This is a genomic window from Neobacillus piezotolerans (assembly GCF_003362805.1).
Taxonomy (GTDB): domain Bacteria; phylum Bacillota; class Bacilli; order Bacillales; family Cytobacillaceae; genus Bacillus_D; species Bacillus_D piezotolerans.
In genome coordinates this window covers 352,967-376,628 of record NZ_QNQT01000001.1, presented here as the reverse complement: position 1 = coordinate 376,628, position 23,662 = coordinate 352,967, and the positions used below count along the sequence as shown (strand labels likewise).

Sequence of the window (23,662 nt, the reverse complement as noted above, 5' to 3'; positions counted from 1 at the left end):
CTTACCCCCTATCCAACCAGCCGGATATGCCGGTCTTCTGTAATGACTGCCAACGGCTGAGCCCCTAGCCTCCCGGTTAGAAGGTCTGAATAAAACCGGACAAGCATCGCCCCGTTTCGGGTGTATTTCTCAGGGAGAAGTTTTAGCAGGTCCAGTGAATTGTTGGGTCCTTCATCCGGACCTTCCACCAAGGATAGCCGCTGCCCTTGCCGATCCTCAAGCAGCCAGTCCCCATCAGCCAGGCCGACTCTTTCATAGGCTACAAAAGCAACCGGATGCTTATCAGCCAATGGCTGCTTCAGGAGATTTTTCACCTCTTTTATTACATCCGCCACGTTTTCCCTGGCAAATCCCTTTACCATCGCCAAATCCGGTTTGCCTTGGAAGCTGTACTCATTCCAGCGAACCCTGCGGATTCCCTCTCCAGGGTAAATGAACAACTCGTTTGTACAGAGCATTTCCATGATGGAATCTTCTTCCTTGACATGCTTCAATGCTTTAAACGGCCTGTAGTTTTTTGTGCAGAAAAGTCCACCGCCGGCAAGGTCGATCCAAATTCCCTCATCGATAAACTCTTTCCGCGCATCGTGGCGGATGGAGGAAAAAGACAACTGGGCAAGCCTTGCATCTTGGCGGACAAGCCCGAGTTCTTTCAGCTCGGCAAGCTGCCATGTATGCCCGAGCCATTCCTCAATCGAAGAGGCAGTGTCTGGCGTAAGGTTTTCATCCTCAAGGCGGCGTTCAAGATGGACGCTTCCTTTTTTGCAAAGTGAGTGCAGCAGGATCAGTTTTTCATAAGCCATCTGATAAAGCCGTTCTTCGGAAAGTTTCTTCCCCCACAGCAAGGAAAAATCCCTCAGTTCATTCTGAGCCTCTTTTAAATAATGGTTGCCAAGCTGTTTCGCTGTATCTTCAAGCTGGCTTAGTTTTTTCGGGCTGATGGAAGCGATGCCGGCCGCCAAAAGCTGTCCGATTTGCTTTTCCAATAGGCGAAGCCCTTCAAGCTGAGCCTTCAACTTCTTTTCAAGCGCGGCTTTGTTGGTCTTTCTTGGGGTTTTTGTTTGTTTCTTTTTCTTTTCTTCACGTTCCGCGGCCTTTTCTCGTTTTGCCGCTATATCCCCGGGTATCGGGGCCTCTGTAAAAGTCGAGCCATTTATGTATGCGTACAATAAGCCAAGGGAGTGCTTGCAAGGAAACTGGCGGCTCGGGCAGCTGCACCGGAAAACCGGCTGGCCGCCACTGAAATCCGCGGAGGTTATGTAAGGATTTTTCCCGCTGCCCTTGCATTCCCCAAATAGAAGGGTTCCATCGGGGCTCCTATGCATGTTTTGGAACTGATTTTTCCTGACGAGCCCCCAGCCGTTCTTAATCGCGGCGGCATTCGGGGCCAGGGAGTCCACATACGCTTCAGTCAACGCTTGCATACATCCACCTCTTTATGAATATTCAAAAAATATTTTAACAATATTTTACCACTTTAACCTTCCTCGGGGAGGATGGTAAATAGAAAAGATAGGCGGAAATATTTTCCGACGTGTTTCGCGGTTGGCTTCACGGCAGCTCCCAATGGTAAAATAAATAGGTACATATTTCCGGGATTAGGAATTTTTAAGAGGGCCCCGCTTTGCCGAATCGGCAAATGCATGGCGCCTTTTAAAGGGGGATTTTTTTATGGGGAAAATAAAGGTTGGCATTATTGGCACTGGAGGCATTGGCGAGCGCGTAATGAACGCATTCCTCTCGCATCCTGAGGCAGACGTTCTGGAAGTGTTCGACGGCAATGCGAAGCGGCTTGCGGAAGTCTCCGCAAAATATGGGATAGCTGCTGCGGCTGACTACAGGGCTCTTTTTGACAACCCTGATATCAACTTGATTTATATCGCCGTACCGCCAAAGTTCCATCATCAGTATGTAATGGAGGCGCTTCATTCCGGCAAAAATGTCCTGTGCGAAAAGCCTTTGGCGAGCACGGTGGCTGAAGCGGACGAAATGCTTGAAGCGGCCGAGTCCACTGGTTTGATGCACGCGGTCAATTTTCCGACGATCTTCGGCGGCGGGTTTTTGGAGCTGGAGAGGCTGGCTCGCAATGGGTTCCTTGGCAATTTGCGCCGGGTTGAACTTCATTGCCATTTTGAAGAGTGGCCGCGCAAATGGCAGCAAAACAGCTGGATTTCTTCAAGGGATCAAGGCGGCTTCGTCCGGGAAGTATTCCCGCATTATATCCAAATCATTTTGCATTTGTTCGGAAAAATAAGCGATGTCCGTTCTTCCCTTGAGCTGCCGGATGATCCTGAATGGTGCGAAACAGGCATTATCGCAAGCGGACGCCTTTCAAACGGTGTACCTGTCCTATTCAACGGGCTGTCTGGACTCGGCATGAAGGAAGAGCTCCGTTTTAATTTGTATGGAGATGAGGGCACTCTTTCCCTTCGCAACTGGTCGGAGTTGTGGGCCGCGAGGAAAAATGAACCACTTCAGCGGATTGAAGTGGAGGGTTCAAACAGTTATCATGCATTCATCGATGAACTGGTAAAAGCATTTGAAGGACAACCGGCCCGGATTATTTCCTTCCAACGCGGACGTGATGTGCAAGAGATCCTCGATAAGCTTTTGAAAGAGTGAATTAGGGTGAGGCAGGGGACATATCCTCTGCTTCTTTTTATTGGGGAGCGTGATTGAAACGGAGGACCCTAAATCCCGCTTCATTTTTTGGCTACATGAGTGAAACGGGGACGGTGCCTCCGCTTTAGATATTTGCGGAAATGGATCCGTCCCCAGTTTTCATGTATCTTATTTAACCCTCTTAATGTTGGCCATGATAAATCCGCTTTCCGGGCGTGTTGGCATCCGGACTAGGCTGTAGCTTAAATCCTGGTCCTCCGGTACATCGTAGGTGATGCCGTTTACTAGTAAATCTTGGCAAACTTTCATGACCTCCACAGTAACGCCTTCGCCCGGGCATCGATGGCCTTTTGCCGGATCCCCGCCTCCTTGGGGTATGAACTTGAATAAGTTTCCGTCCCAATCCCGGAACCGTTCAGGATGGAATTGATCAGGGAACTCCCACAGCCTGTAATCGTGGTTCGTTCCGTACATATCCAGCAAGACAAGCTGACCTTCTTCAAAATTGTAGTTTTGCCATGTAAATGTGTTTTTTACCCTCGCGCCCACAAACGGCCCAAACGGGTAAAACCGCCTTACTTCCTCGGCAAACCATTCCCGGTATTCGCCGCCTTCCGTACGGAGCTTTTCCTTGCATTCCGGATGTTCATGCAGGGCCAGGGCGCTGAACGAGATGAAAGTCGCAATCGCAACAATCGGCCTTAGCACATTGATCAGTTCCACCGCGGCCATTTTCGCGTCAAGCGGTTCCCCGTCCGGTTCCCGATACACAGCCCATGAATGAAGCGCCGAGCCTTCCCTCGCCGCGAGTTCCCCTGCCCTGACCTTCTCGATAACTTCGGTGATCCATTCCTCGGCACGAGCCCGGGCCCTTCTGCCCTTCCAGTGGCGCGGCCCCACTGCTCCGAAAGCATCGATCATCGCTGTGAAATCCTCCGCGTTTTTTTTTGCTTCATCGTCCTTTAAAGGAACGCCCGCCCACTCGCAGGCGATTTTACAAAGGATTTTTGCTGCCTCTTCGAAAAGGACCACCTTGTCCATCGTTTCCCATCTAGTAGCGGCTTCGCGGAAATACGTTTCGGCCTGTTTGCGGACCTCGTCAACTCCGTCTGGTGACAGGAGCGCCATGAACAGCATTTTCCTACCTTGGTGCACCGCGCCGTCCTTTGTCTGGACCGCATTTACACCAAATAGCGTCTTTTGAACCCTTTTGGGAGCCGCGCCTTTTCTTTGAAACTTTTCATTATCATAAAAAATCCTCGCTGCTTCCTCCCCGGTCATGCACACGACCTTCTGGCCAAGCAGCCGAGCTTCGAATAGGTCCGCGCCATATTTCTTGCAGCGGTTCCCGATAAATTCATAGCCCTCCTGCATCAGTGCCAAACTGTTGTCGAGGCTGTGGTCTTTCGGAACTTCACTGTTCAAATCGATCTTCTCCTTTTTGGGAAAATAAGTTCATTCTACTGCATACATATTTGCCTATCCGGAACCTTGTTAAACTCTCTCACTGGTTAGAGGCGCGTTAAATCGCCATTATTAGCTGATTTCCGGCCCCGTGGGGAGGGCCTAATTGTGTCGAAAATTTGTCAAACCCGGATATCTTGCCTGAAAACCCGGATAAGTGTCTTGTAAACCCGGATATCCCTCCTGAAAACCCGGATATCCCTTCTGAAAACCCGGATATCTTGCCTCTCCTTAATAAACTGGGGCTAAATGATACCGCCGACCACGGAAATAGGGCCAATTTTTAATGATAAACGCCATTTAAACAGGGTATCATCCTGAGATCGAGGGGTTAAGGCCCCGGATAAGCAAAAAAAGACAGGGGATTACCCCTGCCTTTTAAATATTTCATACTAATGAAACGCTGTATCCGTCGCCTGCATCCAATTTCAGTAATAATAAAGCACCGGGGCAGGCCCCAGCCCCACTCATTCCCAAAATGAAGCTCTGAATCCGGCCCCCGCTTCACTCTTCGGGGAAACCATTCGAGCCGAGGTAGCGTTCCATCAGGATTTTCCGGTGGTGGAGTTCGTGGCCGGCGATGCTGGCGGCGATTGCTCGGACTGATACGAGATGGCCATTGGCATTTCCGGTCCTTGTCCAGGCTTCTTCGCTGAGTGACCTTACCAGATGTACGGTTGCCGAACGGACCGCAAGGAAATTGGTCAGCAAATACTCAAGCGATTCCCGGTCGAAACCCGCTTCGCGGACATAGTCGTTCTCTTCAAAACCCGGGAGTGGCACCGCGTCCCCTCGCGCAATCGTCAACAACCGGTACGCCATGATCCGCTCACAGTCCGCCATATGGCCCAGCACTTCCTTAATGCTCCATTTTGACTCTCCATACCTGAAAGAAGCCTGCGCATCCGACAATCCTTTCAGGAGGATGGCGGTTTCATCCGCCTGCCTTTCCAAAATTGAAACAATGTCCCCTTCAGGAACCAACGCAATATACGGTTCAAAGCAAGATGCATATTCACCTTGTTCAGGCCTTTTATACATGAAAACCACTCCCCTCAGTTTCTTGTTTTTACAATATCACGGACCAATATAACTTTACCAAAAATAAGAGACGCTGAAACTCAAACCCTTGTTAGCCTATCCTTTTAAAAAACAGTCCGAAATGAAGGGGATATTGATTATTTAGAGCGTCCGTTCGACTTCTTTCAAAACATCCTTGAGGCTCTTCTCAGCCATCGATCCAAGCCGAAGCCGGTAATTTTGAAATGGCAGGTGGTTCGTGACCGGGTTCGGCACGATAACGCAGACCATGCCAGCCGCAATCGCAGCGGCGGAACCATTCAAAGAGTCTTCGAAAGCGACAGTCTCCTCCGGGGAAATCCCCAGGCTTTCAAGCGCAAGAATGTAAAGCGCCGGGTCGGGTTTTACCTTTTCAACATCCTCCTTTGCCTTAATGGTTTCAAAAAAATCAAAAATGCCAAACTTCCTTAAATACGATTCGACCCATTCCCTCCGTGAGCTGGATGCGAGGCCGATTTTCAGTCCAAGAGCTTTAGCTTCCTCCAAATACTCACGGACCCCTTCCCGGAGCGTCAGGCCGCCTGCTTTTTGCATGTAAAGTTCATTCGTCTTTAAATGGAGGCCAGCTTCATCGGCTGTTTTGCCTGTTATTTTTTCAAAATAAGAATTCAATGCTTCGTCAGTCGTCCCAATGACCTTGGAAAATTCCTCTAATGAGAGTTCACATCTGAATTCCCCCATGACTTCCTTATATGCCTCATACCATAGCGACTCCGTATCGACAATCAGGCCGTCAAAGTCAAAAATAATTCCCTTGATCACGCTGCTCCCTCCAATCAACTTTCAAAAAATGGAACTCTACTAAATTACTGGCAAGTCTACTATACTATAGATACAAACCTGGTATGAAGAAGGTGTCCTTTTGAGAAAAGTTATGATTATCGAGGATGAACCGAAATTAAGGCAGCTCATTGCAGCCCATTTGGAAAAATGGGGTTTTTCACCACGTGCCGCATTATCGTTTGATGCCATTGATGAGGAAGCCGCCAGCCTGGAGCCGGACATCATTTTGCTTGATATCAATCTGCCCAGCTATGACGGGTTTTACTGGTGCAAAAAAATCCGCGAGGTGACATCCGCTCCCATCGTGTTCATTTCGTCGAGGTCGGAAAACATGGATATCGTCATGGCCATGAATGTCGGCGGGGATGACTATATCCAGAAGCCTTTTTCGCTCGACGTGCTGGTCGCGAAGCTGAACGCCATCTTGCGGCGAACGGCGGCGCCCCATCAGCGGGAAAAGGCTTTGCTTGAATACAACGGCCTTCTCTTGAATCTTGAAAAGGCCTCCGCCCAGTTTGCGGCCAAGGAAGCGATTTTAACAAAAAATGAATTTTATATATTGGCGATGCTAATGAAGCGGCCGGGAAAAATAGTGGGCAGGGATGAAATCATGCGCGCATTGTGGCAGGACGAGAGCTTTATAGATGACAATACCCTGACCGTCAATATGAACCGTCTCAGAAGGAAGCTGGAAAGCCTTGGCCTCGCCGGCGCCATCCAAACAAGAAAAGGGCAAGGGTATATTTTACAATGAAACCAGGTGAATACATTTCTGGCCAAAAGGCGCTCATCGCCTGTTTCCTGCTTATCATCGGCTTTATGAATTCGGTCGCCCTTGCAGATCCCTCGCTGTCCATCCATCCGGCGAGCCTTTTGTATATCGATTTTGTTTCCGTACTGATTATCGCGGGTTATTTATTCTACGATTTCCGCAGGAAGAATGCATTTTTAAGAGAATTGGAAAGCTATGACCCTGGTGGTCATTCCAGCGGGCAAGGTATTAAACATACATACGAAGAAAAATGGTATCTCGCCATACTCACAAGGCACTACCGTTCGTATCTTGAAGACCTAAGAATGGCGAATGAGGAGAAAAAGGAATGGATGGAATACATGACTTCATGGTTTCATGAAATCAAAACGCCAATCGCCGTGAGCAGGATGCTCCATGAGGCTGGCGAAGGGAGTGGGAGCCTGGAGGAAGAAATGGACAGGATTGAACATTTCGTCGAGCAGGCCCTTTATTTTTCCAGGCTGAATGACTTCAATAATGACTACCTAATCCAGGAAACGGAAATTGGGAAGATCGTTAAGGATGCCCTCAAGGTCCATTCCAAGGCTTTTTTTGCAAAAAAAATCCATTTGGAAGTCCGCTTCGAATACATTGAAGCGCTCACAGACAAAAAAGCCCTTCTCTACCTTTTCAACCAGCTGCTCGGAAACGCGCTAAAATATACCCCGGCAGGTGGGGAACTTGTCGTTTCTGTCCTTTCTAAGGAAAGATTGATTACGATCCGCGACAATGGAATCGGCATTTCGCCCGAGGATCTTCCAAGGATTTTCGAGAAGGGCTTTACCGGTAAAAATGGGCGCGAGCTTTTTTCATCGACAGGCATGGGGCTTTTTCTCGCAAAAAAAATCGCCGATAAACTAGGCCATGAGGTGAGGATCCATTCCGAAAGGGGCGTATTCACTGAGGCGCGCATCCATTTCCCAATACCTGGCGGCGCCACCTACCTTGGACTGGAAGCCGAAAACCATGAAAAATGACCACACAAAAAAGGGATGGAGGAACCATCCCTTTTCTCATGGCTAGTCATTTACAAGTGTATAGAAGCGGACAGATGTGTAAGAGAAGTAGCCCAAATATAGACCGATATACAGGCCTAGGACGACCATGAACGGGCCAGCCATCGAGATGCCTGCAAACCCTGCGAGCGCCGAAATAAGGATAGAACTGTGCGATAGGGCAAGCACGATTGGAATGGAGAAAACGAATAATGTTTGTACCCTTATTGATTTCTTCATATCCCGCGCGCCGAAGCCAATCTTTTTGAGAATTTGATACCTCGGCCTGTCGGCAGCCGCTTCCGACAATTGCCTGTAAAAGAGGACGCTGCCGGTTGCCATCAGGAAGACAAGCCCTAGAAAGCCGCTGATAAAAATAAGGATTCCGTATGTTTCCATTCCCTGGGCATATTCCTTATAAAAACTTGACCAAATTACCTCGTTCCGGTCCTCCGCATGGTTCCAAAGGATTTCTTCGATTTTTTCACTTAGTTCATTTGTTGCCTTTTCCTTCCCAAGCTTGTAAATCTGCAGCTGTGTTGTCGGCGCCCCAGATTCCACCACCTTTTCATAAACGGCATCCTTGACGACGAGCGGGAATGCGAAGATAACTTGATTCAGGAGCGAATAATTTTGATATGAAGCAACTGTCACGTTTTCTCCACCCGGTAAACGGATGCCTTTTCCGGTATAAGGGTCGTGGGTCCTGTTCAGATTGCCATCATAAAAGGCGACTGCTTCATTATCGGCAAACTGAATATCCACTTCCTTCCCCATTTTCCTTGCGAGCTGCCTGAAAGAAGATTCCGGAATAAGCAGGACCGGATAATCGGGAGGAAACCTTCCGGAAAAGTCCGGACCCGCTTCCATTTTCACTGGCTCGAGTTTTTGGCTGTAACGCACATCATCCCTTGCCTCGAATAGCCGATTAATTTCCATTTCAGCCTCCCCATTTTGCACTGTATATATAAAGCTATGCGGAAAATTGTCTTTTGAAATTTCATTCACATTGGCGTACAGGCTCCACGTCACCCCCATAAGGAAAAGCGTGAATGTGGATAAGAGCGCCAATATTGACAGGACAACGATATTCCCTTTTATCCTGTACAGCAGATTCGAGGTGCTGATGATGTTAGCCCCTTTATAGAAGAATGCCCTCTTTTTTGATAGAGCCGAAAGTAAATAGACGATGAACGTCCGGATGAACAGGAACGTTCCAATAATGATGCTCACAAGCGATCCAAGGATTTTAAGCCATGCATGGCTCGCCCAGATGCCAGATGAAACGGGCTGGAGGATGACCCAATATCCTGTACCAATGAATAGCAGCGACAACACAGCCACGGCGATTGAGGCATGCGGCTTTTTCTCCGATTGTTTCCCTGCCTGGAAAAGTTCACGGAGCGTGGTTCCCCGGATGACCCGGGCATTATAAATTGATGCGGCAGAGAGGATGACAAAGAACACTACTATCGTTTGGGCCGCCGGGGCCGCGGACAATGAGAAGCCCGCAACGATCGGAATCCCCATCAACTTTACTAGGATCATCGCAAACAATTTGGAAAGAACCGCGCCAAGGCCAAGTCCAGCCAGTAGGGCCGTGGCGCCGACAAGCAGATTTTCAAAAAAAAGCATTTGGCCAATCTTTTTTTTCGACATGCCAAAAAGAGAATATAAGGCAATTTCTTTTTTCCGCTTTTTCATAAAAAAGCTATTGGAATAAAAGATGAACATCGCAGAGAAAACCATTAGGAAGGCAGAAGCTGCCATGAAAGCCGGCCCTATTTTGCCAAGGGTCGCGGCAGAATCAATGATTTTTCGGTTGTATTGCAGGGAAACAAAGGTAAAGTAAATCACGATGCTGAAGGCCATCGGATAAAAATAAACCAAATATGCCCTGTAATTTTTACTGATGTTTCTTTTTATCAATTCAAATAGACTCAATCTGTCCACCCCCCAAGGCAGCCAGCACATGGACAACCTGCTGGAAAAACTGCTTCCTTGATTGGCTTCCCTTCCTTAGTTCAGTAAAGAACCCGCCGTCTTTTATAAAAACGACTCGGCTGCAAAAGCTTGCCGCGAAAGGGTCATGGGTTACCATCAATATTGTCGAGCCCTCGTTCCTATTGATTTCCTCAAGTGTCTTCAAGAGGATATAGGCCGATTTTGAATCGAGCGCTCCGGTCGGCTCATCCGCGAAGACGATGCTCGGATTTGCAACAAGCGCCCTCGCCGCGGACGCCCGTTGCTGCTGCCCGCCGGAAACCTCATAAGGATATTTGCCGAGGAGTTCTTCTATCCCGAATACTTTTGCGAATTCCGCTGCCCGCCTCGCAATTTCAACGGGCGGCATGCCGGCCAAAGCGAGCGGCAGGGCGATATTTTCTTCAATTGTCAGTGTGTCGAGGAGATTGTAATCCTGGAAAATGAAGCCGAGCTTTTCCCGCCTGAACCTGCTGACTTCCTCTTCCTTCAAGCTTTGAACATTCGTGCCGTTTATTCTTACAACGCCTGAAGTCGGCACGTCAATCGTCGACAATATGTTCAGCAAGGTTGTTTTTCCCGCTCCCGAAGGCCCCATAATCGCGGTGAATTCCCCTTTTTCAATTCTCACATCAATGTTATGTAGCGCGGAAAAGACATTGCCCCTGCCGCCATACGACTTATTGATCCCTACAGCTTCCAAAACCAATTCCATTTTCATCCCTCGTTTATCTTTTTGTTACTTTTACTGTAATAAAATCCTTTTCTGGCATCCATCGGATTCCCTTACAATTTGAACTTGCATGCTTACAATTTTGTAAGAAACAGATAGGGGGAAAATTTTTTTTGCAGTATGTTTACAAATTTTCGCCACGCCTTTTTTACTTTTTTCACAGATTATTTACATTTCACTGGCAGTGACGCCGTCTTGGCGAAAATAGATTACAGAACGGAAAAGCCAGTTATATCAATGCGTTTATGGTTAGGAAACTACCATTTTTCTAAATACAAGTAATAGAAATGTTAATTTTCAGAATTTTCAACCGCGCTTGTAATAGACTTGTAATCTAGCTGTGATGACGCTGTTAAATAGAATAGAGTATAGTAGGTTTAGCAAATCACACCAGGGGGTAAACTTAGATGTTGAAGAAATTTATGGCGGTACTGTTTATGACAACTATGATGATGACACTTCTTCCGTCCATGAGTGAAGCTGCAACTTACCACAACAGTGCAATTTCTGTCGCTAAAGCCAATATGGGAAAACGTTATACTTGGGGCGGGATCAACCCAAGAACTGGTTTTGACTGCTCAGGCCTTGTGAAATATTCGTTTGGCAAAGCGGGAAAGGCACTCCCAAGGACAGCCGGGGAAATGTGGGGAAAAGGTACTCGCGTATACAGCCTTAAGCCTGGGGATCTTGTTTTTTATAAAACCTACAAGTCTTCAAGACCGACCCATGTCGGCATTTATATTGGAAACGGAAAGTTCATCCATGCCGCTTCATCTAAAGGCGTATCCGTTTCATACTTAAGCAATTCTTACTGGAAGCCGCGTTATGTTGGTGCGAAGCGCATCTAATTATACTATAAAAGAGAGCCGGACAGGCTCTCTTTTTTGCATGCATGCATGCATGAAAAATTAATTTTCATATTTCAATTTCCTCAGCCCCAAATAGAAGAATAGAAGGCAAAAACCAATCAGCATCGCTGTTGCCGTCAAGATTGTCTTTGTGTGCAGGCTACCGCTGACAATTTCCCGTATTCCCTCCATCATCCAACTTTGAGGCACAAATTTTGCAATCAGCTTCATAAAATCGGGCACGACATCAAGCGGCCAGTAAACGCCTCCGAGCATGCTTGTGCTGACAATGATGACCGCGCTCAATGCGCCCGCCTGCTGCTTTGTTTTTACCAGTCCGGCAATCATTAGACCGAGGCCGACCACCGTCAGGATGACAATCGACGCAAATGGGATAAAATAGAGCGGGCTGCCCCACTGGCCATTGAACAGCACTTTAATCGAGATTGCAAGTATCCCAAGCTGAAGCCAGCCAAGCAAAAAGTAGGACAGGATATAGCCACATATGATTTGAGTTCTGCTGACCGGAGAGGCCATCAGCCTTGCCCACGTTCCGCCAGCCCTTTCTTCAAGGATTGTGGCTGCTGCTCCCGAGATTCCGAACATCATGAACATGATTGTAAATCCGATGGAACTTAGCGAAACGGCCTCTCCCTTGTTTCCTTCCCTTTGAATGATTTCCTTGTCAACGCGGATTCCTTGCTTTCCCGATACTTCCCGTATAAGTGCGGCAAATCCATCAAGCTCGGGAGCCGCGGCAATTTCATAGCTTGAGGCGATCGTCCGGGCAGCTCCTTCGATATGAGGATACAATGCCAAGTACTCCTGCGTCTCCCGTTGGATCGCAATGGTGAACAGCGGTTCCTGCTTTTCGATCCGCTCCGCCATTCCCTCCCCAATCAAGACTGCGGCGATGGCCTTTTGGCCATTGACAGCTTCCCTTGCCTTTTTTGCCGATACTTTTTCCCATTTATATTGTTTATTCCCTGTCAGCAGTTTTGCAGCCTCTGTTGACAGTGCATCGCTTCCGGCGGAATAGAGCACTACCGGCTTGTTTTTTTCAGAACTGCCGGCCATCCCTCCAAAAATAAGGCTGAATATGAGTGGCATGGCAACCATCAGCACCCATACTGAGGGCGTGCGCGCCATAGACTTCATGTGAAGCAGGGCAATCGCACCTATTTTACGCATAGTTCACCCTCCTTTCCGATGCAAGCCTAAGCCAGCCGATACCCAAAAATAGTACCCCAAGCCCCAAAAGCCCCGCTGCGCCGGGAAGGATATCCTTTAATCCGCCGCCTGCCATCAGCTCAAGGAAAGATTGCAAGGCGAGCGCGTTCGGGAAAATTTTGACGATTGTGTTCACCCAATCCGGCATCATATAAAGCGGCACCATGCTTCCACCGACCGCAGCCATGATTTGGGTTCCAAGCATGCCTGCGACGTTAAAAGCCTTTTGCGATTTCAAAAGGGCGCCAGCCATGACGCCAAGCCCGCAGGCACTGAATACAAAGCTGATTCCTATAATGAACACACCGGTGATAGATGGGCCCCAATCAACAGAAAAAATGAAACGGGTCCCAAGAATGATAACAAGCAGCTGCAGCGTGGATAAAACCAGCAGGCCAATGACTTTTCCCGCTAAGTACTCATAATGAGTCAATTTTGAAACTAGCAGCCGCTTATATACCTCCTGCTCCTTTTCTTCAATCATCGCGGTGACTCCTATAGTCACTGTCATAAGGAGAAACATCACACCCATACCGGCCGCGTAATACTGAAAAGAATTGACCGGCAGTGCACCTGCATTCGGCGCCTCCTCCTTCACAAGCGCGAACGGTGCTTCCCCCGCCGAAAAGCTGCCGGGGCCAAGGTTTGCCTGCCCCTCATTCCCGGCTTTTGCCGCGGCCTGGATGGCAAGCTTTATACCGGCTGTGCGGACAGTCGCTTCCCTTGCAAACTGTTGGATGACGTTTTCCGTAATTATAGCCTGAATGCCCGCCGATGGAATTGAAATCAGTTTGACCTCCGCTTCCTCTCCGGAAATAACCGCATCTGAAAAGCCCTTTCCAATGATCAGGCCAACTTCGGCTTTTTGGGCCTTCAAGCTTTCATATAATTCAGCTTCATCCATTTTTTTAACTTTCACGAGGCCGGGAAGTCCCTTCACAAAAACGTCCTCCTCAAGGACCCTGCCCATTTCCCCCTCGTCCAGATTGGCGACGGCGAGTGTAAATTTGTCAATCTTCACTTCGCCGTCCCCCATCAGCTTGCCAAATGCCGCTCCTAGTATGCCGATCAGGAGCAACGGCATTAGGATGAGAGTCAGCAAGGCTTTTCGGTCCTTTGCGATAAGGACTGTGTCTTTTAAAGCAAGCCACCAGAAATTCATTTTTTCTTCCCCCTTAGTCGCGCAGGCTTCTTCCTGTCAAATGCAAAAAGACGCTTTCCAAATTAGGTTCAACGATTTCCACTCCGGCGATTTGCGCTCCGTTTTCCGTAATCCTTTGGACCAGGGTGCTCAAAACGGCTTGAGGCTCTTTATGAAATACGGTCAGTTGGTCTCCGGAAACCTTGCAGTCACCCGCTTGAACAATCCCAATCAGAATTTCCGGATTAATCTCTCCTCCCTGGATTGAAAAGACCATTTTTGACCTGTCGCCAATCTTCTCACGAAGTTCAGGTATGGTTCCAGAAGCAATCAGCTTTCCATGATCCATAATTCCGATTCGCTCGCAAAGGAACTCAACTTCTTCCATGTAATGGCTTGTGTAAATCACGGTCATTCCCTCACTGTTCAATCTCTTGACAGTATCAAGGATATGTGCCCGCGACTGCGGGTCGATTCCTACGGTCGGCTCATCCATAATCAATAACTCCGGCCTGTGCAGGATGGCGGCTCCAATATTCACCCTACGTTTCATCCCGCCGGAAAATGTCTCAACTTTATCTTTAGCCCGATCAGCGAGCCCAATCAGCTCCAGCGTTTCAGCAACCCGCTGATTGAGGAGGCTGCCGGAAAGCCCGTACATCCTTCCCCAAAAATATAGATTGTCTTTCGCGCTCATCGTTTGATACAGCGCGATTTCCTGTGGGACAATACCTATCAGGGCCTGTGCTTTTTTCGGATCGGCTTTCAAATCAATGCCAGATAGCATGATTGAACCCTCCGAAGGCGGAAAAAGGCCCGTCAGCATGTTGATGGTCGTTGATTTCCCTGCCCCATTCGGACCAAGCAATCCGAATGCTTCCCCTTTTCTCACTGTAAAGGATACTCCACGGACGGCTTCAAATTGCTTAAAAGACTTCCTTATTCCTGAAACCGAAAGCAGTTCCATTCTTCCATCTCCCTTCTTATCTATGACTATTTTACTATATCTGTTTCCATTATTGTGAGAATTTTTTCACAAAGTGGATAATAAATACAAAAAAGCCAGCATTGGCTGCTGGCTTTTTACTAGTTATAAATCGGATAGCCGGTGAATTTGAAATCGCGGCCGATCCTTTCAATCGATGTATCCGCCAAATCAAGGACATCTGACATGCTTTCCGCGCCATTGCCTTCAAGGAACGTTGGCGCGGATTGGCCTCCAATAAGCTTTGGAGCGAAATATAGTATGACTTTATCAACTAATTTTTTCTCAATTAAATTCGCATGGACGGTGCCGCCACCTTCAACGAGAACGGAAGAAACCAGTTTTTCACCGAGAATATCCATCACTTCCCCCAGGTCGACTTTTCCCGAACCGGCGGTCCGGTATACACTGACGCCCTGGTCTGAAAGCAGCTTTTCCTTTTCCTGATCGGCATCTTCTGTTGTAAAAATCCATGTTTCCGCCAAACCGTCCGAAATCACTTTAGAATCAAGAGGGATTTTTAACGTTGAATCCAGTACCACCCGGATTGGGTTCCGGCCATTTGGGACCCTGGTTGTCAATTCCGGATTATCTTTTAGTATCGTATTGGCACCGACGAGGATCGCCATATTTTCGTTCCTTAAAAAGTGGGCGTCGCGCCGTGCATCTTCGGACGTAATCCATTTGCTCTCAAAGGTATGGGTGGCGATTTTCCCATCAAGTGAGGATCCCGCTTTCATTGTTACGAAAGGCCTTTTCGTAACGATGAATTTGTTGAAAACCTCATTCATCTTCCGGGATTCCTGCTCGCGTATTCCTACGGCGACTTCAATGCCGGCATTTTCGAGGATTGCTACGCCATTCCCTTTGACAACCGGATTCGGATCGAGTGTCGCGATGACCACTTTTTTCAAACCGGCCTGGACAATCGCTTCCGCACAAGGACCTGTGCGTCCGTGGTGCGAACAAGGTTCCAATGTAACATAGATGGTGCCCCCCCGCGCTTTTTCCCCGGCCATCCGGAGGGCGTGGATTTCCGCGTGAGGGCCGCCCGCCTGCAAATGGGCGCCAATGCCTACAATCCTTCCATCATTCACAATTACCGAGCCGACAAGCGGATTCGGATCGGTCTGGCCTTTTAACGCCTGGGCATTTTGCAGGGCAAGATCCATATAAAACTCATCGCTAGTCATTTGTGCAGGATCCCTCCTCCTTCAGATGCCCTGAACGATTAACCTTTGTTTGCAGATATTTCTCATTGTATTCGGATATATCACCCCAAAGCTGGCGCCTGCCCGTAATCGGCATGCCAGACTGCCGAAGGGCCTCAAGTTTTTTTGGATTGTTCGTAATCAGGGTGACCGGCTTCGAGCGCAATGCTTTCAGGACCGAAATGGCATCATCATAATTTCTCGAATCGTCCACAAAACCGAGCCCCTCATTCGCTTCTACTGTGTCGTAGCCATTTTCCTGGAGAATATACGCCATCGCCTTGCTGAACAGGCCGATCCCCCTGCCCTCGTGGTTGGCCAGGTAAAAAAGGGCGCCTGTTCCATGCTCGACAATCATTTTCAACGAATTCTTCAATTGGAAGCCGCAGTCACACCGCTTGCTTCCAAAAATGTCCCCGGTATGGCAAATGGAATGCATCCGAATGATAGCATCTTCCCCATACTGGAAATCCCCATAAGCAAGCACGCTCGATTGCTGCAATTCCGCCAAATTGGATGAGGATAGCTTATCAATAATCCGCTGGTAGTCTTCAGTAACTTCGTCGCAGTTCAGCCAGCAGTACCATTGGAACTCGACGGTTTCGCCGTAAAGATTGACAGGAAGCCTGATTGGGCCGACCAAATAAATCGCTCCATTACCGGTTTTAATTAATTGAATTTTATCCTGTAAAATAGAAAGTACTTTTGAATCCATCTTCAGCTCACTCATTTTGAGAAGGCTCCTTTTTTTAAAATAGTTAAAAGCCATGTCAGACATATCCTATAAAAGGAACTGCCTGTGGAAGCAGTTCCTTTCAGTGTACATTATTATGCTTCAATCGTACGGAGCAGGTTGGCCATTTCAATCGCCGAAGAGGCTGCCTCCCAGCCTTTGTTTCCGGCTTTTGTGCCCGCGCGCTCGATTGCCTGCTCAATTGAATCTACCGTCAGCACTCCGAAAATAACTGGAACTCCCGTGGATAGGGCGGTATTGGCGACGCCTTTGGCTGCTTCATTGCATACAAAGTCGAAGTGCGGCGTGGAGCCGCGGATGACCGCGCCAAGAGTAATGACCGCATCATACTTCGCTGACTTCGCAAGCTTTTGCGCGACGAGCGGTATTTCAAATGCGCCAGGCACCCAGGCTACATCCACATCTTCCTCGCCGACCCCGTGGCGCTTTAGGGAGTCCAATGCGCCTCCCAATAGTTTGTCAGTGATAAATTCGTTGAAACGGCCCGCGACGATTCCGATTTTCAGGCCAGACCCTACTAAATTGCCTTCATATATTTTTTTCATAGTCCAATCCTCCAGTAATTTTCTCTCTATCCAAGATGTTATTTTATTGCTCCTTGCTGTTCCCTCTTCTTTTTAAAACCAATTAAATCCTCGATCGTAATCATTTTCAGGCCGAAGCGTTCGGCAACCTGTCTCAACTGCGGAACCCTCGCCATCGTGCCATCCTCGTTCATAATCTCACAAATGACCCCTGCCGGCATCGCGCCGCAAAGTTTGGCCAAATCGACCGCCGCCTCGGTGTGCCCGGGCCGTTCCAAAACTCCGCCCTTTTTAGCAACAAGCGGGAACACATGCCCCGGCCTTTTAAAATCCTCAGGCATCGACGTCGGGTCAAGCATGCTCAAAATCGTTGCCGACCGTTCATAAGCGGAAATCCCAGTCGTGGAGAATTTATGGTCAATGCTGATTGTAAAAGCCGTCCCGTGCGCATCTGTATTCTCGTCCACCATTGGATGGAGCCTTAATTTTTCTGCAATGCCTTCCTCTACAGGCACACATATTAAACCCCTTCCATGGGTGGCCATAAAATTAATGACTTCCGGTACTGCCTTTTCCGCCAGGGAGATAAAATCCCCTTCGTTTTCACGGCCTTCATCATCACAGACGATGATGACCTTCCCTTCCTTTAAATCGTGAAGGGCTTCTTCAATTGTGCTGAACATTGTGCTACCTCCTTAAATGAACCCGTTATTCTCCAGGAATTGGGCTGTTAACCCTTGCTTTTTTTCCCCGATGCTTCTTTTGCCTGGATTCAGGATATGGTGCACATATTTGCCAAGCATGTCGCATTCAACATTAACGATGTCCCCCGCTCCTTTTAATGAAAGAATTGTTTCTGAAAGGGTATGGGGAATCAGTGAAACAGTAAATGTATCGCCGGTCACGCCAAAAACAGTCAGGCTTGTCCCGTCCACCGCAACAGAGCCTTTCAAGATGAGGTAAGGCATCAAGGCGGGGTCTGCTTCAATTTCGTAATAAACAGCGTTTTCGACTTTTCTCTTCTTTTTAATCGTACCCGTGCCGTCAATATGGCCGCTCACAAAGTGCCCGCCAAACCTCCCGCCCGCCGCCATGGCGCGCTCGAGGTTTACTTTCGAGCCTTTTTTCAAGTCCTTTAGAGTGGTGGCTTTCACAGTTTCAGGCATCACATCAACGGTAAACCTCTCTTTTTCAAAAGATGTAACCGTCAGGCAGACCCCATTGACGGAGATGCTATCACCAAGTCCCACATCCTCCAAAACTTTCTTCGCCTCGATAGTAAGGGCCATGGAGGCTGCTGTTGAGGCAATCCTTGAAACGGAGCCAATTTCCTCAATGATTCCAGTAAACATTCTTTTCTCCTTTTTCGTGGCTTATCCATTATAAGGATATCCCAAAGGGGTGGAAAAACATGCAAAAGCCCCAAGGCAAAAACGCTTTGGGGCTGAAAATTGACATGCTCAAATAAAGGTCCTAAAAATGGAATTTGCACTCTCCATAGGCCGTGTATTGGCTTATACCCGACAATACTTTTAGCCGTAAACGGAAGTGTACACCGCTCCCTTTTTTAAAAACCTGCTGCTTCCTTCTCCCATCCAGACTATACTGTCGGCCCCGGAATCACGCCGGATCCACCGCTTGCCAAAAACAGCCGGCAAACGGGTCACGGGCTTTGGGGCAGAAGCCCCATCACCGCCGGTAGGGAATTTCACCCTGCCCCGAAGGAATATTCAGTTGGAATACCTAAATTATACTTAATTCCGGGGAAAAAAGAAACTGTTTGGTTTTATACAGGTTTTGGAATGAAGAATGGTTTGGCCACGGCCATACGCTCACAGGCTGAAAAAGTCGATGAAATCGCCATTTTCATAAGGGTTGAAGTCAAGCCATTCGGCAAATGACTGGTTATCCACTTTGAAATACGCTTTCGTGAACCGGATGAATTCGATTGTGGCCAATTTTTTGGCTGAATAGGCGGAGAGATAATCGGAAAGGAAGTCAAGCGCTGTTTCCGTCCCGTAGGGTTTCATCATTTTCCATAGATGGAGCACTGGTTTTGCCTGGACATGGCCAACCAATCCTCCCTGTATCCCAATATATTTGTCCGCAGGCAAGTTCGATTTAACATCCGTACGCATGATATAAAAGTCATCATACGCGTTTGCAAACGCAAAGCTTTCTTCCTCGCTTTTCTTTTGGCCAGCAAAAAAGAAAAGCGATGCCGCAAGCTCTGAAAGGCCGTCATTCAGCCACGCATCCTTATAGCGGTCGAAGTGGACTTTGCCATAAAACCACTGCTGGGCAAGCTGGTGCACGAGCAAATGGTCCTGGCTTTCCTCGATAGGCATATAGAATTTGTCTTCGCCGTGGATAACTGCCGGCTGAAGGACGATTCCCGGATAGCTGCCCTTCCTCTCTTCTGTAAGAACGATATCAATCTGTTTATGCGGTGATTCTCCAAGCCTGGCGGAAAAGAAACCTACCGCCTCCACTGCTGTCCCGAGAACGTTTTTCCCCCTGCCCTCGATCTCCCTTTCCTGGGCAAACACACGGACTTCAGTTGGACCTGCCATAGTCTTAACCATTTGATAGCCATCCAAAAGGAGGACGTGCATTTCTTTAAGGCTGTTTTCTTTCAATTCCCCTTGTCCGCTTGACTGGTCAAGGTCAGTTGCTGAGGTAACCGCCATAAGATTTCCGGGTGTTTTATAGCGGAAATGATAGTTTGCTGGGGCTGCTGAATACGTTTCTTTTCCATATGCGGGCGGCTGGATTATCCAGTCATACGTATAATCCGGCAGCATTGGATGCCATTGGAGAAGGTCATGGCCCCGCTCGCCATTAATGGGATTCGGCAATGAAAAAGAATAAGAAATCTCCACAGTTGCGTTCGCGCCAACCGGCAAAATAGCCCTTAGCGGGACATTTAACCAAGGCCCTTCAACTTCGTAATCAGTTGCTTGACCGTTCACTTTCGTTCCAATTAGCTCCATATTACTGGTTCCAATTTCATTCAGGCATTTGTCAACTACCCATGTAAGGACTTTCCCGCGGCACTGGTCCCTCGCCATGTCACCGAGCTGATTTGGGAAAAAGTAAAAGGAAATTTGACTCCAGGCCTTTTCCGATGTATTGGTTACGTCAATCGACGAGCGAACCTCATATTTATTTTCCTGCGGGACAATTAAATCAAAGGTATACGAGGCGGCCGTTCCTTCAGGTAAAACCTCAGGTTTAAAATCTGCCGGCATACCGGGTTGCCGCAGTTGTTCATCGGCCTGTTTTCCTGTATCGGCAGTTGGCGCACCCATCGATTCCAGTCCTTTTCCCCGCTCGGAATGCTTCATACTTTCGATGTAGAAAAACGCGGCAACAAGCAGTGCAAGAAAAGCGATAATGATGACCGTATACCGATACATTTTCTGCGTTCTCGGCTTCACTTCAATATTTTCAGAAGAGTATGTAAATCCAATTGGTTTTTGTTCTTTATTCAGCATCTCATAATTCTGGTTAACAAATGTAAATTTCTTCTTCATCACAATCCTCCAGGCAGCAGTCATTTTCCTAAACCTTTAGACTGTATATTATTGGATAAGGTTACAGGAAAGAGGGATATTTTCAGGAAAATAAAAAAACCGCTCCTGTTATCGAAGAAGCGGGTTCCGTTTCCTATTTTCGACTTATATTTTCTCCAAGGCCTTCCAGGTTTCTGAATCGGCGATGCCGGTCATTTTCAGTTTGCTGTCCTTTTGGAATTTTTTCAAGGCTGCATCTGTTCCGGAGCCAAAAATTCCGTCTATTCCATTTGTCTTATATCCCCTTTGGGTTAAAGCGATTTGCAGGGTTTTCACGTGCTCTCCTTTGCTCCCCATTTTTAACAAAACAGAAGGCGGTACTGTTGCCGGGATGGCCTGACCTGTCACTTTATAGCCGTTTACTGAAGCGATTGAATGAAAAGGCAATTTCGAAGTAGTGATAATTACGGGCGTGTTAACAGCCACCTTGCCATAAAGCCACTGGACTTCCTCGTTGTGCATCCTAATGCAGCCGCCGCTTACATATTTGCCAATCGAAGAAGGATTGTTGTTTCCATGAATGGCGTAGGTCGTGCCCCATGTTCCTTTTGCATTGAGCCCAAGCCATCTGTTTCCCAGCGGATTCTTCGGACTGCCACCGGGAATTTTTTCTTTGTAATACGGGCGGTTTACGATTTTATTGACAATCTTGAATTTTCCCTCAGGCGTAAAGGACGCTTCCCTCCCAGTGCCGACGCTGAAAATTTTTACAAGAGTGCTATTTTTGTAATACGCCAACAGGTTTGTTGACTTATTAATGATGATTAGATCCCCGCCTGCGGCCAGCGCCGGTGCTTCATAAAACACCATTGATAAAAACAAAAGCAGGCTTAAAAGTATTTTTTTCATTTTGTTGCCCCCTTTAAATCTGGCAATTGCTGTGGATGAATTGCCCCTCTATATATTAGAACGATTTCTTTCATAATCGTTACACAGTTTTTACTGTAAAGGGGTTTTTTTCTATCTGCTTTTTGCGACAAAATTTTCTTGCCCGGTCGACAAACAGCTCAGGGGCTTTAGCTTATCGTTCTCACGACCATTTCCATTGGTAAACGTTTTTGATGTATCTTTTTACGACAGTTTCACTTACGTTCCTTTCCAAACGGTCTGGATGCGCAAAAAAGCTTCCCTAATAACCTGGGAAGCTTTTCGTATTCCGTCTATTCCATTTCACACTGCTTTCTGGGAGGCGTGCAGTTTCCAGTAGTAACCCCTTCTCTGCAACAGTTCCTGATGTGAGCCTTCTTCCATGATCCTTCCCTTATCGATAAACAGGATGCGGGTAGCGTTTTGGATGGTCGATAGGCGGTGCGCAATGATGAAGGATGTCCTTCCTTCAAGCAGTGTTTCCAATCCTTTTTGCAAAGCGAGCTCCGTTTCCGTGTCGATAGAGGAAGTCGCCTCATCCAATATGAGAATCCTCGGGTCGGCCAGCAATGCCCGCGCGAAGGAGATAAGCTGCCTTTGGCCGGTTGAAAGACGGGTTCCCCGCTCGTTCACTTCCGTTTGGTAGCCGTCCTTCAGCTGGCTGATGAACTGGTGTGCCTGAACGGCTTTTGCCGCCTCGATCACTTCCTCATCCGTTGCGTCCAGACGGCCATAACGGATATTGTCCATGATGGTACCGGAGAAAATAAACGGATCCTGGAGCATGACGCCCATTTGGCGGCGGAGTGAAGGAATTGTCACGCTATTGATGTCCGTACCGTCGATTTCAATTTTACCGCTGGTAATATCATAAAAGCGGCTGATTAGGCTTACAATGGTTGTTTTGCCGGAGCCAGTCGCGCCGACCAGCGCAATTGTGTCACCCGGCTCGACATTAAAGCTGACATTATCGAGAATCCGGTCCGCCTCTTCATAGCCGAACACAACATCCTTGAACTCAACCCGCCCCTGGATGGCTGGCAGTTCCTTTGCATTTGGCGCGTCTGTTACAGCCGGCTTTTCATCCATCGTTTCAAAAATCCGTTCCAGATAGGCCATTGCATTTATGATTGCATTGTAAAAGTTTCCGATGTTCGCAAGCGGTGTCCAGAACATCCAAATATAGCCCACGAACGCCACAAGCGAACCGACCGTCACCCCATCGCCAATCATTGATACCCCGATAATATAGATGAAGGAAACCGTCAGGACCGAAATATTTTCAATCGCTGGCCAAAGCAGGAAGTGGACTTTAATCGCGCGCATCCAGCTCGAACGGTAGCTGCCTGAAACATCGCTGAAAATCCTGGCATTCTCCTCTTCACGTGAGAATGCCTGGGTCACTTTAATCCCGCTGATGCTTTCATGGATATAGGCGTTCATATTGGATTGCTTGTTGCTTAAAATTTGCCATGCTTTCCGCTGCGCATTTTTTAAAAGAAGAATGACGCCAGCTAGGACAGGGAAGCCAGCCATCGCATAAAGGGTCAGCTTCGGATCGATTGAAAGCATGAAACCGACAATCACCAGAAGGCTGAACAAGTCCGTAATGACGTTGATGATCCCGTTGGACAAAAGGTCACTTAAAGAATTGACATAGTTTACGACCCTGACAAGGATTTTCCCGTGCGGGCGGCTGTCGTAAAATGAAAAAGACAGCTTTTGCAAATGGGTGAACAAATCCTTTCGGATGTCGCGGATAATGCTCTGCCCGGTTTGGGACATCATCCGAATCCTGAATTTCATACAGATTCCGGTAGTGATGAGCGCAAGGATGTAAATTCCGGCCAAAATGAACAAACCGGAAATATCCTTCGTCGGGATTTCCTTGTCAATCGCCTGCTTGATCAAGTAAGGGCCGACAAGGTTCGCGCAGCTTGCCAATAGCATCATCAAGACAGTTATCAGTATTTTTGTCTTGTATGGCTTAATGTACACGAGCAAACGCTGGAAATGGACGAGGCGAAATGGCGACTCCAAGTCTTCATCGACATCAAATTTATTCCGTGCCATG

At 47.9% G+C, this 23,662-nt stretch carries 21 protein-coding genes, 1 pseudogene and 1 riboswitch; of the genes and pseudogenes, 5 read left to right on the top strand and 17 right to left on the bottom strand.

What is annotated here, in order from left to right:
• Positions 1–8 precede the first annotated feature (8 nt).
• The gene (locus tag DRW41_RS01720) at positions 9–1,424 is read right to left on the bottom strand and encodes an SWIM zinc finger family protein (RefSeq protein ID WP_115450234.1); all 1,416 of its coding nucleotides are present in this window, start codon (positions 1,422–1,424) and stop codon (positions 9–11) included.
• Positions 1,425–1,671: 247 nt separating this feature from the next.
• Between DRW41_RS01720 and DRW41_RS01715 the strand changes: the two genes are divergently transcribed.
• Complete coding sequence (locus DRW41_RS01715; protein ID WP_115450233.1) at positions 1,672–2,622, top strand: Gfo/Idh/MocA family protein; 951 nt, start codon at positions 1,672–1,674, stop codon at positions 2,620–2,622.
• A gap of 168 nt (positions 2,623–2,790) precedes the next feature.
• On the opposite strand, the gene cypC is transcribed toward DRW41_RS01715, so the two are convergent.
• Positions 2,791–4,047 (bottom strand): CYP152 family fatty-acid peroxygenase CypC, encoded by a 1,257-nt coding sequence (cypC, locus tag DRW41_RS01710; RefSeq protein ID WP_115450232.1) that lies wholly within the window; start codon positions 4,045–4,047, stop codon positions 2,791–2,793.
• Between the two features lie 158 nt (positions 4,048–4,205).
• Between cypC and DRW41_RS22780 the strand changes: the two genes are divergently transcribed.
• Positions 4,206–4,373 (top strand): hypothetical protein, encoded by a 168-nt coding sequence (locus DRW41_RS22780; RefSeq protein WP_181884374.1) that lies wholly within the window; start codon positions 4,206–4,208, stop codon positions 4,371–4,373.
• Positions 4,374–4,590: 217 nt separating this feature from the next.
• On the opposite strand, the gene DRW41_RS01705 is transcribed toward DRW41_RS22780, so the two are convergent.
• Both DRW41_RS01705 and DRW41_RS01700 read right to left on the bottom strand, forming a co-directional pair.
• The gene (locus DRW41_RS01705) at positions 4,591–5,127 is read right to left on the bottom strand and encodes a DinB family protein (RefSeq protein ID WP_115450231.1); all 537 of its coding nucleotides are present in this window, start codon (positions 5,125–5,127) and stop codon (positions 4,591–4,593) included.
• A 141-nt stretch (positions 5,128–5,268) separates the two neighbouring features.
• Positions 5,269–5,925, bottom strand: coding sequence for an HAD family hydrolase (locus tag DRW41_RS01700; RefSeq protein WP_115450872.1), 657 nt, complete (start codon positions 5,923–5,925; stop codon positions 5,269–5,271).
• 115 nt (positions 5,926–6,040) lie between these two features.
• Here DRW41_RS01700 and DRW41_RS01695 point away from each other — a divergent pair, with 115 nt between their 5' ends.
• Positions 6,041–6,703: a response regulator transcription factor gene (locus DRW41_RS01695; protein ID WP_281272280.1), complete on the top strand. Its 663-nt coding sequence runs from the start codon at positions 6,041–6,043 to the stop codon at positions 6,701–6,703.
• Positions 6,700–7,719 (top strand): sensor histidine kinase, encoded by a 1,020-nt coding sequence (locus DRW41_RS01690; protein WP_115450229.1) that lies wholly within the window; start codon positions 6,700–6,702, stop codon positions 7,717–7,719. Before DRW41_RS01695 ends, DRW41_RS01690 begins: the two co-directional genes overlap by 4 nt.
• Positions 7,720–7,761: 42 nt before the next feature.
• Here the strand turns inward: DRW41_RS01690 and DRW41_RS01685 are convergent, their stop codons facing one another.
• Both DRW41_RS01685 and DRW41_RS01680 read right to left on the bottom strand, forming a co-directional pair.
• Positions 7,762–9,681: an ABC transporter permease gene (locus tag DRW41_RS01685; RefSeq protein ID WP_181884373.1), complete on the bottom strand. Its 1,920-nt coding sequence runs from the start codon at positions 9,679–9,681 to the stop codon at positions 7,762–7,764.
• Positions 9,668–10,435, bottom strand: coding sequence for an ABC transporter ATP-binding protein (locus DRW41_RS01680; RefSeq protein ID WP_115450227.1), 768 nt, complete (start codon positions 10,433–10,435; stop codon positions 9,668–9,670). The genes DRW41_RS01685 and DRW41_RS01680 overlap by 14 nt, the downstream gene beginning before the upstream one ends.
• A 425-nt stretch (positions 10,436–10,860) precedes the next feature.
• On the opposite strand from DRW41_RS01680, the gene DRW41_RS01675 reads away from it, so the two are divergent.
• Positions 10,861–11,301: a C40 family peptidase gene (locus DRW41_RS01675; protein WP_115450226.1), complete on the top strand. Its 441-nt coding sequence runs from the start codon at positions 10,861–10,863 to the stop codon at positions 11,299–11,301.
• A 60-nt stretch (positions 11,302–11,361) separates the two neighbouring features.
• Here DRW41_RS01675 and DRW41_RS01670 read toward each other — a convergent pair whose 3' ends face one another.
• The 11 genes and pseudogenes from DRW41_RS01670 to DRW41_RS01620 form a co-directional block, all read right to left on the bottom strand.
• Positions 11,362–12,492 (bottom strand): ABC transporter permease, encoded by a 1,131-nt coding sequence (locus DRW41_RS01670; RefSeq protein WP_245959309.1) that lies wholly within the window; start codon positions 12,490–12,492, stop codon positions 11,362–11,364.
• Positions 12,485–13,693, bottom strand: coding sequence for an ABC transporter permease (locus DRW41_RS01665; RefSeq protein ID WP_115450225.1), 1,209 nt, complete (start codon positions 13,691–13,693; stop codon positions 12,485–12,487). Before DRW41_RS01665 ends, DRW41_RS01670 begins: the two co-directional genes overlap by 8 nt.
• Positions 13,694–13,706: 13 nt before the next feature.
• Entirely contained in the window at positions 13,707–14,633 is a 927-nt protein-coding gene (locus DRW41_RS01660) for an ABC transporter ATP-binding protein (protein ID WP_115450870.1), read from the bottom strand.
• Between the two features lie 125 nt (positions 14,634–14,758).
• Positions 14,759–15,850 carry a bifunctional diaminohydroxyphosphoribosylaminopyrimidine deaminase/5-amino-6-(5-phosphoribosylamino)uracil reductase RibD gene (gene ribD, locus DRW41_RS01655; protein WP_115450224.1) on the bottom strand — a complete coding sequence of 364 codons (1,092 nt, stop codon included), beginning with the start codon at positions 15,848–15,850 and terminating at the stop codon, positions 14,759–14,761.
• Complete coding sequence (locus DRW41_RS01650) at positions 15,843–16,598, bottom strand: GTP cyclohydrolase II (protein WP_115450869.1); 756 nt, start codon at positions 16,596–16,598, stop codon at positions 15,843–15,845. The genes ribD and DRW41_RS01650 overlap by 8 nt, the downstream gene beginning before the upstream one ends.
• Before the next feature lie 98 nt (positions 16,599–16,696).
• The gene (gene ribH, locus DRW41_RS01645; protein ID WP_115450223.1) at positions 16,697–17,167 is read right to left on the bottom strand and encodes a 6,7-dimethyl-8-ribityllumazine synthase; all 471 of its coding nucleotides are present in this window, start codon (positions 17,165–17,167) and stop codon (positions 16,697–16,699) included.
• A gap of 56 nt (positions 17,168–17,223) precedes the next feature.
• A pseudogene (gene ribB / locus DRW41_RS01640) lies at positions 17,224–17,829 on the bottom strand (3,4-dihydroxy-2-butanone-4-phosphate synthase); the annotation flags it as partial.
• A gap of 12 nt (positions 17,830–17,841) precedes the next feature.
• The gene (gene ribE / locus DRW41_RS01635; RefSeq protein ID WP_115450221.1) at positions 17,842–18,498 is read right to left on the bottom strand and encodes a riboflavin synthase; all 657 of its coding nucleotides are present in this window, start codon (positions 18,496–18,498) and stop codon (positions 17,842–17,844) included.
• Positions 18,499–18,725: 227 nt separating this feature from the next.
• Positions 18,726–18,876, bottom strand: a riboswitch (FMN riboswitch).
• A gap of 102 nt (positions 18,877–18,978) precedes the next feature.
• On the bottom strand, positions 18,979–20,682 hold the full coding sequence (locus DRW41_RS01630) for a gluzincin family metallopeptidase (protein WP_115450220.1): 1,704 nt from the start codon (positions 20,680–20,682) through the stop codon (positions 18,979–18,981).
• A gap of 144 nt (positions 20,683–20,826) precedes the next feature.
• Positions 20,827–21,570 carry a L,D-transpeptidase family protein gene (locus tag DRW41_RS01625; RefSeq protein ID WP_115450219.1) on the bottom strand — a complete coding sequence of 248 codons (744 nt, stop codon included), beginning with the start codon at positions 21,568–21,570 and terminating at the stop codon, positions 20,827–20,829.
• A 321-nt stretch (positions 21,571–21,891) separates the two neighbouring features.
• Positions 21,892–23,661, bottom strand: a complete 1,770-nt coding sequence (locus DRW41_RS01620; RefSeq protein ID WP_115450218.1) for an ABC transporter ATP-binding protein — start codon at positions 23,659–23,661, stop codon at positions 21,892–21,894.
• Position 23,662: the final 1 nt, after the last annotated feature.